This is a genomic window from Aliiroseovarius crassostreae, assembly GCF_049803815.1.
In the GTDB taxonomy this organism is placed as follows: domain Bacteria; phylum Pseudomonadota; class Alphaproteobacteria; order Rhodobacterales; family Rhodobacteraceae; genus Aliiroseovarius; species Aliiroseovarius crassostreae_A.
Genome location: NZ_JBNAGI010000010.1, coordinates 13144 through 29231 on the forward strand (window position 1 = coordinate 13144; position 16088 = coordinate 29231).

Genomic DNA, 16088 nt, shown 5'->3' on the forward strand with positions numbered 1-16088 from the left:
GTCGTAAAGGCGCGGGAGGCCCCCCGCGCCAAAACACATCACTGTGGATCAGGCAAAGGCCGCGTTCAGCGCGATCTCGACCATGTCGCCAAAGCTCTTTTCGCGCTGGTCAGACGGCAGCGCCTCGCCGGTCAGCAGGTGATCCGACACGGTCATGATCCCCAGCGCCCGCACGCCATAGCGATTGGCCAGCGTATAGAGCTCCGCCGCTTCCATCTCGACACCCAGAATACCGTGACGCTGCATCTGTTCGTCCAGATCCTTGCGCTCGGCATAGAAGGTGTCAGACGAATAAATCCCGCCCACATGCACGCCCACATCCGCCGATTTCGCCGCCTCAACCGCCGCCGCCAGCAGCGAATAATCGGCACAAGGGGCGAAGTTCAGCTCGCGAAACAGGGTGGAGCTGGGGGTGGAGGTCGAGGTGCAGGTCATTGCGATAATCACGTCGCGCACCTTCACATGATCCTGCATCCCGCCGCAGGACCCGATGCGGATCAGCGTCTTGGCGCCATAATCGCGGATCAACTCGTTGGCATAGATCGACATGGACGGCATCCCCATGCCGGACCCCTGAACCGTCACGCGGTTGCCGCGCCATGTGCCGGTAAAGCCGAACATGCCGCGCACTTCATTCACCAGCTCGGCATCATCCAGAAAGGTTTCGGCCACCCATTTGGCCCGATAGGGATCCCCCGGCATCAGCACGGTGTCTGCGATCTGGCCGTTTTCGGCCCCGATATGAACTGTCATGGCAACCTCGTCACGTCATGTCTGGTCTTGGGAAAGGTCGGGCTGTTAGCGCCCGACAGATGCCGGGCACCATGCGCCTGTTTGTCCAAAAGGTCAAACCGATGTGACGGGCTTCGTGGCCCTGCGGGGTTGACTTTGCGCGGCCCACGGTCCCTGTTGTTGTTTCGAGGATGCGAAGAGGGCAGAGCGCACATGCGACAGACACAGGCTTCACTAACATTTGCCATTTCACTGGCGCTCATTGGTCTGGCAAATGGAAGCCCGGCACTTGCGCAGGATAAAAATGAACTGGCGCTCGTCAAACGGATCTTTGCCCAGTTGCAACCGATCTCGATCCAGAAAAATCGCGAGTATTGCGGCTATATTGGGCGTGATGCGGACGGAAACCTTGCCTTCACCAAGGCCAAGCGCGGGCGCAAGGGCACCTGTGCCCCCAATGATCCGGACGAACTGGCCGTGGTGACCGCGTCATATCACACACACGGGGCGTACTCGCCCAATTACGTGAATGAACTTCCGTCTGCAGAAGATATGGAAGGGGACGAGGCCGAGGGGATCGATGGCTGGGTTGCCACCCCCGGTGGGCGGCTTTGGTATATCGACACGGAAGACATGGTCACCAGCCAGGTCTGTGGGCTGGGTTGCCTGCCGATGGATCCCGAGTTCGTCGAAGGGGATACTGGCAAGATCCTGCCAAGCTATCACTACAAGGAACTGGTGCAGAAGCTTGAGGATGTGAGCGGCTGATCCCGCCATTACATCGTCGCCAAGCATCTGCAAAGAAGAAACCCGCAGCCAAGGCCGCGGGTTTTTCGCTTGTTAAAGCGTTTCGAGATAAACTTGAGTCACAAGTTGATTTCGAAACGCCCGCAACATCAGTAGGTACCGAGCGTTTCGCCTCATTATTGTGTCTCAACAATAAGCCGAAACGCTTTAGATGTGCGGTGGGTTACTCTGCCGCCACGGTCTGCGGTGCAACCAAGGTGACAATGTCTTCCATGATCACGTTCAGTTCAAAATCCTTGGGCGTATAGACCTTGGCAACCCCCATAGCACGCAGGCGATCTGCGTCTTCGTCGGGGATGATGCCCCCGGCCACCACCGGGATATGGCCCAGCCCTTCGGCTTTCATCCGCTCCATCAGCTCTTCCAGAAGCGGGATGTGGCTGCCGGACAGGATCGACAGGCCGACCACATGCGCGCCGCTTTCCTTGGCCGAAGCGACCAGTTCTTCGGGGGTCAGGCGGATGCCGTCATAGGTGATGTCCATCCCGCAATCACGCGCCCGGGCGGCGATCTGTTCGGCGCCGTTGGAATGGCCGTCCAGCCCCGGTTTGCCCACCAGGAATTTGAGCTTCTCGCCCAGCTTCGCCGACACGGCGGCCACGCGTTCGCGGATGTCATCCAGCCCTTCGGTGCGGTTCGACGGGTTCTTTGATACCCCGGTGGGCGCACGATATTGACCGAAGGTCGCGCGCATCACTTCGCCCCATTCCCCGGTGGTCACACCAGCTTTGGCGGCGGCAATCGACGAGGGCATGATATTGGTGCCATCCTTGGCGGCCTGGCGCAGGTCAGCCAGCGCTTTGGCCACAGCGTCCGCGTCGCGGGTTTCACGCCACGCCTCAAGGCGGGCAATCTGATCCGCTTCGGCTTCCTTATCCGCCACCATGATCGCGCCGTCCCCTGCGGTCAGCGGGCTTTCGGCGGCTTCGGTCCATTTGTTCACGCCCACCACAGTGGTGTCGCCCACCTCGATCTTGCCGATCCGTTCGGCGTTCGAGTCAACCAGGCGCGACTTCATATATTCGATCGATGAAATCGCCCCGCCCATGCCATCAATCTGCGCCAGTTCTGCGCGTGCACCTTCCTTGAGTGCGGCCACTTTGCGCTCCACGGCCGGGTTGTTGTCGAACAGGTCTTCGTATTCCAGAAGGTCGGTTTCATAGGCCATGATCTGTTGCATCCGGAGCGACCATTGCTGGTCCCAGGGACGCGGCAGGCCAAGCGCCTCGTTCCAGGCCGGAAGCTGCACCGCACGGGCGCGGGCGTTTTTCGACAGGGTCACGGCGAGCATTTCGATCAGGATCCGGTAGACATTGTTTTCCGGCTGCTGCTCGGTCAGGCCCAGGCTGTTCACCTGTACGCCATAGCGGAAGCGGCGGAACTTCGGGTCTTCGACACCGTAACGTTCGCGGGTGATTTCGTCCCACAGTTCGACAAAGGCGCGCATCTTGCACATCTCGGTCACGAAGCGGATGCCTGCGTTCACGAAGAAGGAGATACGGCCGACCATGGCGGGGAAGGCCTCTTCCGGGACTTTTGTCTTGAGGTCATCGAGCACGGCGATGGCGGTGGCCAGCGCAAAAGCGAGCTCTTCTTCCGGCGTCGCGCCGGCCTCTTGCAAGTGGTAGGAACAGACGTTCATCGGGTTCCACTTGGGCAGATGTTCGCGCGTATAGGCGGCCACATCGGTGATCATCCGCAAGGAGGGCTTCGGCGGGCAGACATAGGTGCCGCGCGACAGGTACTCCTTGATGATATCGTTCTGCACCGTGCCCTGAAGCTTCGACACATCCGCGCCCTGTTCCTCGGCGGCGGCAATATAAAGGGCCAGCAACCACGGCGCGGTGGCGTTGATGGTCATCGAGGTGTTCATCTGCTCAAGCGGGATCTCATCAAAGAGCGCGCGCATGTCGCCCAGATGCGCCAGCGGCACACCCACCTTGCCCACTTCGCCGCGCGCCAGCACGTGGTCGCTGTCATATCCCGTTTGCGTGGGCAGGTCGAAAGCCACGGATAGACCGGTCTGACCTTTGGCCAGGTTGGTGCGGTAAAGGGCGTTCGACGCCTTGGCGGTCGAGTGGCCGGCATAGGTGCGGAACAGCCAGGGCCGATCTTTGGTGCGCTCTTCAGTGGTCATGGTGTGACTCGCTCTATGTTGCAGTGCAGCATTTTTCGCAGACGCAAGAATATTACGCAAGAGGGAAATTGAGAGTTCTGAATGTTGCGCGCGGGGGGCGGGCTCCCGCCGGAGGATCTGCGCCTTCGGCTGGTTCTCCGTTGGGGGTGGCCTCGCTGCGCTCGGCAATTTTCCATGCCTTCGGCGAAGGTATTTTTGGCAAGAGGAAGGGGGAGGGCGCGCCATGTCTTTACCTTTTCGCAGAATCCTGTGAAGGATTTTTGGATGACGCAGACGGTTGAGCTTCCACTTTGGGCCCTTGTGCTGATCCTCGGCTTTGCCGCGGTGACCTTTGCGTCGCATTTCCTGTTTCCCTCGGTGCGCTGGTTTTTCCGCAAGCGGCTGGAACGCGCGGTGGCGCGGTTGAATGAACGGTTGGAGCGGCCGATCGAGCCGTTCAAACTGGCGCGCCGCTATGACATGGTGCAGCGCTTGTCCTATGATCCGGAGGTCGCCCGCGCGATTGCCGAACATGCGGCAGAGGAAGGCATTCCCGAACAGGTGGCATTTGAGAAGGCGCGCGGGTACGCGCGCGAGATTGTGCCGCGGTTTTCCGCCACCGCTTATTTCGGCTTTGGCATCCGGTTGGCGAAACTCCTGTCGCGCGCCTTTTACCGGGTCCGCCTTGGCGCCTTTGATGAGGCCCGGCTGAAAGAGGTCAGCCCGGATGCCACCGTGGTTTTCGTGATGAATCATCGGTCGAACATGGATTACGTGTTGGTGACCTGGCTGGCGGCGGAACGCTCGCACCTGTCATATGCGGTGGGGGAATGGGCGCGGGTCTGGCCGTTGCGCGCGTTGATCCGGTCGATGGGGGCCTATTTCATCCGGCGCAAAAGCCGCAATGCGCTCTATCGTAAAGTGTTGTCGCGCTATGTGCGTATGGCCACCGATGGCGGCGTGACCCAGGCGATGTTTCCCGAGGGCGGGCTGAGCCTGACCGGCGAGGTGGGACCGCCCAAGATGGGTCTGCTCAGTTATATCATTGACGGGTTTGATTCCGAGACCAGCCGGGATGTGGTGTTTTTGCCGGTGGCGATGAATTATGACCGGGTTCTGGAGGACCGGGTGTTGGTGGCCGCCAATATCAAGGGGGCGCGCAAGTTCGGGTTGCGGTTCAAATATGTTGCGCGTCACGTGGGCACGCATCTGTGGCAGCGGATCACCGGGCGGTTTCACAGGTTTGGCTATGCCAGCGTATCATTTGGCGCGCCGCTGTCGCTGAAGGATTTCGTGCATCAGAATGACCAGAAGGTGCCTGAACGAATTGCACGCGAATTGATGGATCGGATCCGGGATGTGGTTCCGGTGCTGCCTGTGCCTTTGGTGGCTGCGGTGATGCTGGAAAAAGACAGCCACACCCGCGACGAGATCACCGACCGGTTTCAAACGCTCGCCGTGGATATGGAACGGCGCGGGGCACATATTCATATGCCGCGCAATGATCTGGATTACGCGGTAGAGGTGGGGCTGCGCCTGTTGATGATGCGCGGGCTGATTGTCGAGGATCAGGGGCGCTATCGTGTCAACGCACCCGATCGTGTTATCCTTGCCTTTTATGCAAACTCGATTGCGCATCTGTCTGACGCGATGACACCGGTGCATATATCCGACCTGTCGCCTGCGGACGTGGCGGATGCCGCGCAGCTTTAGGGCGGGTCTACGAATATGGTGGCTTTTCCCCATCTACGGGGAAAAACTTTACCTTTGCGTCACGCGCGACATAAAGTTACAAATTATGGCGGAATGTGGTTGCAATGTTGCTGAGTGATGCGTAATGCTGCAAATGCAGCCGCTTTTCTGCATTGCGGCAAAAGGAATCACTGCTTGTAGTTGACAGGAGGCCGACATGGCTTTGGACACGCAAACCGGCATCGCGGAATACGATGCACCGAAAAAAGATCTCTATGAGATCGGTGAAATGCCCCCGATGGGCCACGTGCCGAAACAGATGTACGCCTGGGCGATCCGCCGCGAACGTCAGGGTGAACCGGATAAGGCGATGCAGGTCGAGGTGGTGGACACCCCCGTACTGGACAGCCACGAGGTGCTGGTTCTGGTGATGGCCGCCGGTGTGAACTACAACGGCATCTGGGCGGGTCTTGGTGTGCCGGTCAGCATGTTTGACGTGCATAAACAAGATTACCATGTTGCCGGTTCTGATGCGTCGGGCATCGTTTGGGCCGTGGGTGACAAGGTGAAAAGCTGGAAAGTGGGCGACGAGGTTGTCATTCACTGTAACCAGGATGATGGCGATGACGAGGAATGCAACGGCGGCGACCCGATGTTCTCGCCCAGCCAGCGGATCTGGGGCTATGAAACCCCCGATGGGTCGTTTGCCCAGTTCACCCGCGTGCAGGCCCAACAGCTGTTGCGCCGTCCCAAGCACCTGACCTGGGAAGAAAGCGCCTGTTACACGCTGACGCTGGCCACCGCGTACCGGATGCTGTTTGGTCACCACCCGCATGAGCTTAAGCCCGGCCAGAACGTGCTGGTCTGGGGCGCTTCGGGCGGTCTGGGGTCCTATGCGATCCAGCTGATCAACGCCGCCGGCGGGAACGCCATCGGTGTGATCTCGGACGAAGACAAGCGCGAGTTTGTGATGGGTCTGGGCGCCAAGGGCGTGATCAACCGCAAGGATTTCAGCTGCTGGGGGCAACTGCCCACCGTGAACACGCCGGAATACAATGAATGGTTCAAAGAAGCCCGCCGGTTCGGCAAGGCGATCTGGGACATCACCGGCAAAGGCAACAACGTGGACATCGTGTTTGAACACCCGGGCGAAAGCACCTTCCCGGTGTCGAACCTGGTCTGCAAAAAAGGCGGCATGGTCGTGATCTGCGCTGGCACCACCGGGTTCAACTGTACCTTCGACGTGCGCTACACCTGGATGCATCAGAAGCGCCTGCAAGGGTCGCACTTTGCCCACCTGAAACAGGCGGCAGCGGCCAACCAGCTGATGATCGAACGCCGGATCGATCCCTATATGTCGGAAGTGTTCCCGTGGGATGAAATCCCCGCGGCCCACCTGAAGATGTACCGCAACGAACACAAGCCGGGCAACATGGCCGTGCTGGTTCAGGCACCGAAAACCGGCCTGCGGACGCTGGAAGACGCTCTGGAAGCTCGCGACTGATCGCGCCAACCAGACCACAAACCAATCCTGGCTCCCCCCGTGTGAAAGCACGGGGTTTTTTTCATGTCGTTTGCACTCTTTTAGGGCGAATCACTGCAGGATGTTCGCGCAAAACGAATCACCTTCCACAGCGAATTTGTGCCAATCCGCACAATGGGGATCAGAAAAAACAAAAGCTTAAAAATTTCTTCCTCGCTATTTTGGGGGAGTAAGAACCAGTGAATTAACGGTTTTTGTTTCTCATGCTAGGGTTGTGTTCAGATGGAACTTAAAACGGGGCTTTACATGTCGAATGATTGGATCATTGATGTTCTTACCGACCTGATGGCGTATGCCCGCAGAAACGACCTGACTGTAACCGCCGAAGCGTTGGATGACGCCCGACTGGTTGCCTTGACAGAGATTGCGAGCGCCGCTGATCGGAAAGCGGAGATGATGCAGTCCTATGAAAGACAGCCTGGAGCAGCAGCTCACGAACATTCAAAACGCGACCACGCTTGAAGGGCTGCAGGCCGCGACCGAAGCCTTGCGCGACCACTACAAGGTCTTGCATGTGGTCTATCACTGGGTGAATTCAATCGGGGAACGCTTTGGGGCGGGAACCTATTCCCCGGAATGGGTCGACCGCTATCTGGAAAAAGACTACCTGCGGATGGACCCGGTTATTTTCGGCTGTTTTCAGCGCTTTACTCCGGTGATCTGGAAAGAGCTCGACTGGTCGTCCAAACCCGCCCGCGCGATGCTGCAGGACGCGCTGGATCACGGGTTGGGCAACCAGGGGTATACGATCCCGATCCGCGGGCCATCCGGGCAGTTTGCGCTGTTCACGGTGAACAGTTCGGCGGAAGACACAGATTGGGCAGATTTCATCGACGAAAACGCCCGCGATCTGATGATCGTGGCGCATGAGTTGAACAAGAAGGCCCTTGAGTTCGAACAGTGGGGGGACGCTGCCACCACTCCGATGTTGTCCCCCCGCGAACTGGGCGCCATGTCTTGTCTGGCCAAGGGCATGAACCGGGCGCAGGCGGCGGCCGAGATGAAGATCTCGGAACATACGCTGCGGGTGTATATCGAAAGCGCGCGCCATAAACTGGGCGCGCTCAACACAACCCACGCGGTCGCCCGGGCCCTGTCGACCGGGGTCATCATCGTCTGAACCTTACCGCAATGTGAACCCAGCGCGCGCTGGGCTGGCGGGTGTTAACGCTTGTGGCGGCAATGTGTCCTCAGCTGATCGGACACAGGAGCCCCAAGATGCTGCGCTATCTCTATGCAAACGACCTTTCCCGCTTTCCCCTGCTGCGCGATACGATGTTTCGCGACCGGGCCGAACAATTTTCGAAACGTCTTGGGTGGGACGTGACGGTCAACGAGGCCGGGGAAGAGCGCGACCAATATGACGACCTGAACCCGCTTTACGTGATCTGGGAAATGGCCGATGGCTGCCATGGTGGATCGATGCGGTTCATGCCCACCGTGGGGCGCACCATGGTGAATGAGCATTTCAGCCACCTCACCGGCGGGGTGACCATCGAAAGCCCGCTGATTTGGGAATGCACCCGGTTCTGCCTGTCACCAAAAGCGGACAAGCGCGCATCAGCCGCGCTGGCGCTGGGCGCGGGCGAGCTGATGTTGGCCTTCAAGCTGAAGCATTACGTGGGGGTGTTTGATCCACGGATGCAACGGATTTATCGCCTGATGGGGCTGCAGCCCGAGGTGATCGGGATGGATGGTGAAGGGCGCGACGCAATCGGCGTGGGGCTCTGGTCGATGGATGAAAACGCGTTTGAACCGACCCTGAAACGTGTTGGCGTGACCCGCGAGATGAGCCGGGGCTGGCTGCGGTATTCGCTGTCGGGCAAACCCGCCACGGACCTTGGCGGCGCGATGGCCGAAACCGCGTAAGGGGCGCTGCCCCTCGCGCAATGCGCTCACCCCGGGATATTTCAAGACCAAAGATGGCAGTTGGCCTTTGCGCGCCCTTTCATCTTTGGTCCCAAATATCCCTGCCAGAGGCATCTTGTGTCCCGGAAAAGCGCGGCCATCGTGGTGTGGTTTCATTCGCAGCGGGGCGACGTTTCGGGCTTTCAGTGGCCCGGCGGGCGGGGTAGGGTCGCGACATGACGAGCCAGCCCCCCATCACCTTTTCTGAAGACCAGGCCGAGGCCCATGATCGCGTGGCGGATATGCTGCGCGGGGCGGGGGTGAACCTGGATGATGCGCTGTTGACCCCGATGGCGGATGGCAAGGCGCAGGTGTTTGCGGTGATGGGCAAGGCCGGGTCCGGCAAAACGATGCTGCTGGCCGAGCTATATAAAGCGTTGGAGGCGGCTGGGGTCGAGATTGTCTCGGGCGATTACGAGGGCAAGAAAAAGAAGGATCGGCGCACGTTGGCCATTCTTGCCCCCACCAACAAGGCGGCGTCTGTGTTGCGGATGCGCGGGGTGCCGGCGACCACCATTCACCGGATTCTGTACACCCCGGTCTATGACCCGGAATATGAAAAGATCGCGGAATGGCTGGCGGATACTGGTGAACGTCCCGAGATCGAAGGGTTGACGGATGAGGCGCTGGATCGGGCCTATGCGTTTTTCCAGACCAACAAATCCATTCCGGGGGCGCTGGCGGCGGCGGGCTTGCGCGGGTCGGATTTCATCACCGGCTGGAAGCGGCGCGATGATCCGCTGGATATCGGGTTTATCGACGAAAGTTCGATGCTCGATGACAAGCAGTTTGATGATCTGCGCGAGATTTTCCCAACGCTGATCCTGTTTGGTGACCCCGCGCAGCTGGCCCCGGTGGGGCAATCGGGCACGATGGTGTTTGACAAGCTGGGCGCGCCACGGAAGCTGGAACTCAGTCGGGTACATCGGCAGACCAAGGACAACCCGATCCTGGATCTGGCCCATGCGCTGTCGGACGACGGGCTGGGGTTTGACGCGTTTGAGCGGATGATCGAAGAGGCCGCGGCGCGCGATGAGCGGGTGCAACTGGCACCGCGTGTGAATGCCGACCTGATGGCGCGCTCGCCGGTGTTGGTCTGGCGCAACAAGACGCGGGTGCGATTGATCTCCGCGTTTCGCGGGGCTTTTGGTGCCCCGGCGGAGGAGCTTTTGCCCGGCGAGCCCTTGATCTGTGACGGGATCGAACTGCCGCTGAAACATCGCAAGAAACGCATCGACCTAGAGGCGCGCGGTCTGATCAAAGGTGCGCAATGTGTCTATCTGGGGCCGGGCAAGAAGCCGGGCTTTTCACGGCTGCATGTGATTGGGGCAGAGGACCCTCAGGTGTCGGCGGCCTCGATTGTTAAGATCGAATTGCCGGATGAGGAAGAGCCGTTCATTCCCTATGCCGCGCGCATGGGGGCGGCGTTTTTGCACGGGGCGGCGGTGACGATCCACAAGGCCCAGGGCAGTCAATGGCCCGACGTGCAGGTCTTTGCGCCCGACCTCTATGCGGCGGCCCAGATGGGCCGGTCAGAGGCCGGCATCCCCTTGTGGAAGCGGCTGGCCTATGTGGCGATTACGCGTGCTGAACAACGGCTGCATTGGGTCACGCGCTATGCGATGGCGCGGCCGACGGATGGGTTGCGCGTGGATGACCTGCGCGTCCCGGTCGCGCCGCTGCAATTGCAGTCCGAAGGGGGCGATGATGCCTAGCATTCTGATCACCGGGGCCAGTGCCGGGATTGGCCGGGCGGTGGCCACATATTTTCTGGACCATGGCTGGCAGGTTGGGCTTTTGGCGCGCCGTGAAGAGGTTCTGCAGGACATTGCGGAAGGCCATGACACTGCCGTGCTTCTGCCCGCAGATGTGTCTGATCCCACAAGCGTGCAGAAAGCCTTTGATCATTTTGCGGATCAGGCCGGGCGGCTGGATGTGCTCTTTAACAACGCGGGGATATTCACGCCAGCCGCCCCGATTGATGAGGTATCGGTGGAGGAGTGGCAGCAGGCGGTGAGTGTAAACCTGACCGGTATGTTTCTTTGCGCGCGGGCCGCTTTTGCGCAAATGCGGCGGCAGGATCCGCAAGGCGGGCGCATTATCAACAACGGATCGATTTCGGCCCATGTGCCGCGTGAAGGCGCGGTGACCTATACGGTGACGAAACATGGGATCACGGGGTTGACCCGGCAGCTCAGCCTCGATGGACGCCCCTTTGATATTGCCTGTGGGCAGATCGACATTGGCAATGCGCGGACTGACCTGTTGCAGGGGATCGTTGACGAAGCTGTGGCGAGAGGGGACGTGCCGCCGCCCACCATGGCGGTGGAAGACGTGGCATCGTCGGTCTGGCATATGGCCAATTTACCACCCGAGGCGAATGTTCATTTCATGACGGTGATCGCAACAAAGATGCCCTATATCGGCCGCGGATGACCCCAGCCCACGGAAACCTTGTTGACAGCCGGTGGCTTGGCCCGCATTTCGAAGAAAACTAGAAAACTAGAAAACTAGAAAACTAGAAAACTAGAAAACTAGAAAACTAGAAAACTAGAAAACTAGAAAACTAGAAAACTAGAAAACTAGAAAACTAGTTTTCTGGTTTTGTGATCCAGTGGGGCGGGGGAAGGGGCGCCGAACGCACCTTTGATTTCGGCAAGTCTTAACCGCGCTGGATAAAACGGAAAATCGATGAGGCGCCCCAACCGGCGGCGATCGCGATGAACAGCGACAGCAGGCCGTAAATCAGCGGTTGATTGTGGGCGAGATTATAAAGCCAGCGCTCCAACCCCACTTTCTGCACAGAAATCACCGTCTCGTAACTCGCCGCCACATACCCACCACGCGTCAACAGGATTCGGGTGCGATAATCGCCTTCCGTCAGGTTTGACGGCAGTGCGATCCGCGTGTCAAAAAGGGTGTCCTGGCGTAAGGTCACGTTGTTTTCAAGCAGCCGATAGGTGCCATCGCGTTCATGGATACGGATCAGCGCGCGGGTGAACTCGGTCGGATCCTCAATCGTAAATGGGCTGTTGCTGATCTGGATCGCGCGGCTGACCGACACCAGGTGGCGCAGGTCGTCCAGGGTGCTGATCGACTTGTCCAGCGTGGAGGAGGTGGACACCGCATAAAAGCTGGGGGCCGAGGCGATATCCAGCTTTTCGGTGTTGACCCAGATGCCGAACCGCTTGTCTTTTTTGCGCACGGTGACCGGTTTGTTGGGGCCTTCCACCACGACAACCACCTCAAGCGGTTCATCTGTCGGGGCGGGGCTTTCGCGTTTCACCGCGCCGAAAATCAGGATCTCTGAGCCCACAAAGGTTGCGTTGATCGAAACCATGTTCTGGCTCAGGCCAGCCACGACCTCTTCTTTGGCCAGTGCCGGTGTGACGCAGAGGATCAGGGCGAAGAGGGCGGTCAGGAAACGCATCAATGGCCCGCCCCCGCCCCGATTTCAAACAGTTCCGCAGGTTGGATCAGCAGGTCCAGCGCCAGCTTTCCGCAGACCGCAAGCACCATCACCGCGAGCAGGATGCGCAATTGTTCGGCCTTCAGCTTTACGCCAATCCGTGCGCCGATCTGTGCGCCAATGACGCCGCCAATCAACAGAAGAACCGCCAGCGCCATATCGACCGTATAGTTCGTGGTGGCGTGCAGCAGCGTGGTAAAGGCGGTCACGAAGATAATCTGAAACAGCGACGTGCCCACAACCACTTTGGTCGGCATGCCCAACAGGTAAATCATTGCGGGCACCATGATGAACCCGCCGCCAACACCCATGATCGCCGCCAGAATGCCCACCAAGACCCCCACAAGGATCGGTGGGATGACCGATATATACAGCCCCGAGGTGCGGAACTTCATCTTGAAGGGCAGGTTGTGCACCCAATAATGCTTGCGCCGCGTGGTGACCACCTTGCCGCCGCGTGTCTTCAGAATCGCGTTCAGGCTTTCCAGAAACATCAACCCGCCAATGATGCCCAGAAACAGCACGTAGGACAGTTTCACCAGCAGATCGACCTGCCCGATGGCTTTCAATGCGTTGAACAATTGCACCCCAAGGGCGGCTCCAATCAGGCCGCCCACAAGCAGCACGAGGCCCATCCTCAGATCAACGGTCTTTCGTTTGAAATGCGCGAGCACCCCGGAAAAGGACGAGGCCACGATCTGATTTGCCTCGGTCGCCACGGCCACTGCGGGCGGAATGCCGATGAAAAACAGAAGCGGTGTCATCAGAAATCCACCACCCACGCCGAACATGCCGGACAGGATCCCGACGATCCCGCCAAGACCCAAAAGCAGAAAGGCATTCACCGAAACCTCGGCGATCGGAAGATAGATTTGCATCAGCAGACCGAGAGTGTTGAAAAAGCGCGTTAATTGGGTTTATTGCGCAAATTCATGCTCCTCGTCACGGGTTAAATACCGCCGGACCAGTTTTTCCAGCTTTTTTGCGCCAAGTGGTGCCATGGCCTTGGTATGTTCGTGGCTGATCGCCTCGTCCGACAGGCCCTGCGCCATATTGGTTATGGTGGATATTCCCAGCGCGCGCAGTCCAAGGAACCGGGCGAGAATCACTTCGGGCACCGTCGACATGCCCACCGCATCGGCCCCAAGGGTGCGAATGGCGCGGATCTCGGCCGGGGTTTCAAACGACGGCCCCGAATACCAGGCATAGACACCGGGTTTTAGCGCGATGCCCTCTGCCTCGGCGATCCGTGCAAAATCGGCGAGCATATCGGCATCATACGCCCCGCCCATCGGCACAAACCGCGCATCCGACGGCTCGCCGATCAGCGGGTTGAGACCTGAGAAATTGATGTGATCCTCGATCAGCATCAGGTCGCCCGGCGGAATGTCCTGTCGCATGGACCCGGCGGCATTTGTCACGATCAGACGGTCGGCGCCCAGTGCCTTCAGCACCTCCAGCGGCAGGCGCATCACATCCGACTTGCCGCTTTCATAGTAATGGGCGCGCCCGCCGAAGACGGCCACACGGGTACCGCCAAGATTGCCCACCACAAGGTTCGGGTTGTGGCCCGAGACACCTGCATGGGGAAATCCGGGCAGGTCAGCATAGGGGATCGCCACGCCCTCCACCGCATCCGCCAGATGGCCCAACCCGGATCCAAGCACCAGCCCAACCTCAACCGGTTCAGGGCCCGCAAGGCCCCGAACCATCTCTGCAATCGCCTCAGCGTTCTTTGACATACGGCTCGCCCCCGGCTTTGGGCGGAATGGCCTTGCCGATGAAGCCCGCCAGGATGATCACGGTCAGGATGTAAGGCAGGGCTTCCATGAATTGTGAGGGCAGGGTGATCGGCCCCAACTCGATCTTGGGATAGCGGATCGCGATGGCCTGAAGCAGACCAAAAAGCAGTGTCGCCCCCAGCGCGGGCACCGGTTTCCACTTGGCAAAGATCAGGGCGGCGAGGGCAATAAAGCCGCGCCCGGCGCTCATTTCCTTGCCAAAACCCGAGCTCAGACCTGTTGCCAGATAGATCCCGGCCAATCCGCACAGGATGCCCGCAATCACCATCGCGGTATAGCGCAGGCGAATGACCGAAATCCCTGCTGTATCCACAGCCGCCGGGTTTTCCCCCACCGCGCGCAGGCGCAGGCCAAAACGGGTGCGGTAAAGCCCATACCAGACCGTCGGCACCAGAAGCAGCGCCACGTAAACCAGCAATGTATGCCCCGACAGAAGGTCGGAATAGATCGGGCCAAGAATGGGCACGTCCGACAGCGCATCGGCAAAGGGCAGGGTGATCGGGCTGAACCGCTCGCCCCCTTCCAGGGTCGGCGTGCGCCCGCCCAGGCCAAACCAGGTTTCACCGATCAGAACCGTCAGCCCCGAGGCAAGGAAGTTCAGCGCCACGCCAGAGATCAACTGATTGCCGCGAAAGGTGATCGACGCCAGCCCGTGGACCAGCGAGAACACCACCGACACGGACACCCCGGCCAGCAGCCCCAGCCAGACCGACCCGGTCATCGAGGCGATCGCCGCCGAGAAGAAGGCCGAGACCAGGATCTTGCCCTCCAGCCCGATGTCGAACACACCAGAGCGTTCCGAGATGAGACCGGCCAGACAAGCCAGCAAAAGCGGCGTTGCCATGCGCAGGGCGCTGTCGAGGATTTGGATGATGGTCAGAAAATCCATGACTTATGCCCCCTTCTGCGTGGCGGCGCTGCGCGCCTCGGCCCGTTTGGCGGCGCGGATAAAGGCGCGTTCCACCGGCATACGGATCATATTATCAAGCGCCCCGGTGAACAGGATCACCAGACCCTGAATGACCAGAACCAGCTCGCGCGGGATCGACATCCAAAGCGCCAGCTCGCCGCCCCCCTGATAAAGGAACCCAAACAACAGGGCGGCAAGGAACACCCCAAACGGGTGGTTGCGCCCCATCAAGGCCACGGCAATGCCGATGAACCCGGCCCCTTCGACCGAGTTCAGGATCAGCCGTTCGCTTTCGCCCATCGTGTTGTTGATCGACATCATACCGGCCAGACCACCGGACAGAAGCATGGCGATCATGGTGATTTTCACCGGCGAAATGCCCGCGTAGACAGATGCGCTGGCGCTTTCGCCAAAGGACCGGATTTCAAACCCCAGCCGCGAGCGGAACAACAGAAGATAAACGACGACACAGGCCACGAGCGCCACGATGAACGACACGTTCACCGGGGCGGATTTGGAAAAGGCGATGCCCAAGGGTGACAGAAGGTCGTGAAAGGTGGGCAGGTGGGTGCTTTCGGGAAACCGGGCCGAGGCCGGGTCCATTGCGCCTTTCGGGCGCAGCATGTTCACCAGAACATAGTTCAAAAGCGAGGCCGCGATGAAGTTGAACATGATCGTCGTGATCACCACATGGCTGCCGCGTTTGGCTTGCAGATAGGCCGGGATCGCCGCCCAAAGCGCGCCGAACAAGGCCCCGCCCAACATGGCAAACAGGATCGCGACCGACCAATGTGGGAAGGGGATGTAAAGGCACACCAGCGCCACGCCCAACCCGCCAAGGGCCGCTTGCCCCTCGCCGCCAATGTTGAACAGCGCGGCTTTGAAGGCAATCGATACAGCGAGGCCCGTGAAGATGAAATTGGTCGCGTAATAAAGCGTATAACCCCAGCCATAGCTCGACCCCAGCGCACCGGTGACCATCAGTTTGACCGCTTCAAACGGGTCCTGCCCGATCGCGGCGATCACCGCCATCGAGATCGCGAAGGCCAGCGTCAGGTTAAGGATCGGGATCAGGGCCACGTCTGCCCATTTTGGCATTTTTTCCATGT

At 59.7% G+C, this 16088-nt stretch carries 15 protein-coding genes; 8 read left to right on the top strand and 7 right to left on the bottom strand.

Translation table 11 applies throughout. The annotated features are described in order from the left end of the window. Positions 1–48: 48 nt before the first annotated feature. Complete coding sequence (gene deoD / locus ACP15V_RS17265; RefSeq protein WP_424944080.1) at positions 49–753, bottom strand: purine-nucleoside phosphorylase; 705 nt, start codon at positions 751–753, stop codon at positions 49–51. Positions 754–945: 192 nt separating this feature from the next. On the opposite strand from deoD, the gene ACP15V_RS17270 reads away from it, so the two are divergent. Next, on the top strand, positions 946–1500 hold the full coding sequence (locus ACP15V_RS17270; protein ID WP_424944081.1) for a DUF4329 domain-containing protein: 555 nt from the start codon (positions 946–948) through the stop codon (positions 1498–1500). Positions 1501–1702: 202 nt separating this feature from the next. On the opposite strand, the gene ACP15V_RS17275 is transcribed toward ACP15V_RS17270, so the two are convergent. After that, positions 1703–3676: a protein meaA gene (locus ACP15V_RS17275; RefSeq protein WP_424944082.1), complete on the bottom strand. Its 1974-nt coding sequence runs from the start codon at positions 3674–3676 to the stop codon at positions 1703–1705. Between the two features lie 264 nt (positions 3677–3940). Between ACP15V_RS17275 and ACP15V_RS17280 the strand changes: the two genes are divergently transcribed. The 7 genes from ACP15V_RS17280 to ACP15V_RS17310 all read left to right on the top strand — a co-directional run bounded on the left by ACP15V_RS17280 (position 3941) and on the right by ACP15V_RS17310 (position 11234). Next, positions 3941–5368 (top strand): 1-acyl-sn-glycerol-3-phosphate acyltransferase, encoded by a 1428-nt coding sequence (locus ACP15V_RS17280; protein ID WP_424944083.1) that lies wholly within the window; start codon positions 3941–3943, stop codon positions 5366–5368. A 196-nt stretch (positions 5369–5564) separates the two neighbouring features. Then, positions 5565–6851, top strand: a complete 1287-nt coding sequence (gene ccrA, locus ACP15V_RS17285) for a crotonyl-CoA carboxylase/reductase (protein WP_424944084.1) — start codon at positions 5565–5567, stop codon at positions 6849–6851. A gap of 261 nt (positions 6852–7112) precedes the next feature. Then, positions 7113–7352, top strand: coding sequence for a hypothetical protein (locus tag ACP15V_RS17290; protein WP_424944085.1), 240 nt, complete (start codon positions 7113–7115; stop codon positions 7350–7352). Further along, positions 7297–8010 (top strand): helix-turn-helix transcriptional regulator, encoded by a 714-nt coding sequence (locus ACP15V_RS17295; RefSeq protein ID WP_424944086.1) that lies wholly within the window; start codon positions 7297–7299, stop codon positions 8008–8010. The genes ACP15V_RS17290 and ACP15V_RS17295 overlap by 56 nt, the downstream gene beginning before the upstream one ends. Positions 8011–8108: 98 nt before the next feature. Then, positions 8109–8759: an acyl-homoserine-lactone synthase gene (locus ACP15V_RS17300; protein WP_424944087.1), complete on the top strand. Its 651-nt coding sequence runs from the start codon at positions 8109–8111 to the stop codon at positions 8757–8759. Between the two features lie 215 nt (positions 8760–8974). Then, positions 8975–10513 carry an ATP-dependent DNA helicase gene (locus ACP15V_RS17305; RefSeq protein WP_424944088.1) on the top strand — a complete coding sequence of 513 codons (1539 nt, stop codon included), beginning with the start codon at positions 8975–8977 and terminating at the stop codon, positions 10511–10513. Beyond that, on the top strand, positions 10506–11234 hold the full coding sequence (locus ACP15V_RS17310) for an SDR family oxidoreductase (RefSeq protein ID WP_424944089.1): 729 nt from the start codon (positions 10506–10508) through the stop codon (positions 11232–11234). The genes ACP15V_RS17305 and ACP15V_RS17310 overlap by 8 nt, the downstream gene beginning before the upstream one ends. Before the next feature lie 226 nt (positions 11235–11460). Here the strand turns inward: ACP15V_RS17310 and ACP15V_RS17315 are convergent, their stop codons facing one another. The 5 genes from ACP15V_RS17315 to ACP15V_RS17335 are packed head-to-tail and all read right to left on the bottom strand — an operon-like array spanning position 11461 to position 16086. Next, entirely contained in the window at positions 11461–12228 is a 768-nt protein-coding gene (locus ACP15V_RS17315) for a TIGR02186 family protein (protein WP_424944090.1), read from the bottom strand. After that, entirely contained in the window at positions 12228–13145 is a 918-nt protein-coding gene (locus tag ACP15V_RS17320; protein ID WP_424944091.1) for a sulfite exporter TauE/SafE family protein, read from the bottom strand. Before ACP15V_RS17320 ends, ACP15V_RS17315 begins: the two co-directional genes overlap by 1 nt. Before the next feature lie 39 nt (positions 13146–13184). Next, on the bottom strand, positions 13185–14009 hold the full coding sequence (locus ACP15V_RS17325) for a purine-nucleoside phosphorylase (RefSeq protein ID WP_424944092.1): 825 nt from the start codon (positions 14007–14009) through the stop codon (positions 13185–13187). Continuing rightward, complete coding sequence (locus ACP15V_RS17330; RefSeq protein ID WP_424944093.1) at positions 13993–14958, bottom strand: ABC transporter permease; 966 nt, start codon at positions 14956–14958, stop codon at positions 13993–13995. Before ACP15V_RS17330 ends, ACP15V_RS17325 begins: the two co-directional genes overlap by 17 nt. 3 nt (positions 14959–14961) lie before the next feature. Next, positions 14962–16086 (bottom strand): ABC transporter permease, encoded by a 1125-nt coding sequence (locus ACP15V_RS17335; RefSeq protein WP_424944094.1) that lies wholly within the window; start codon positions 16084–16086, stop codon positions 14962–14964. Positions 16087–16088 lie beyond the last annotated feature (2 nt).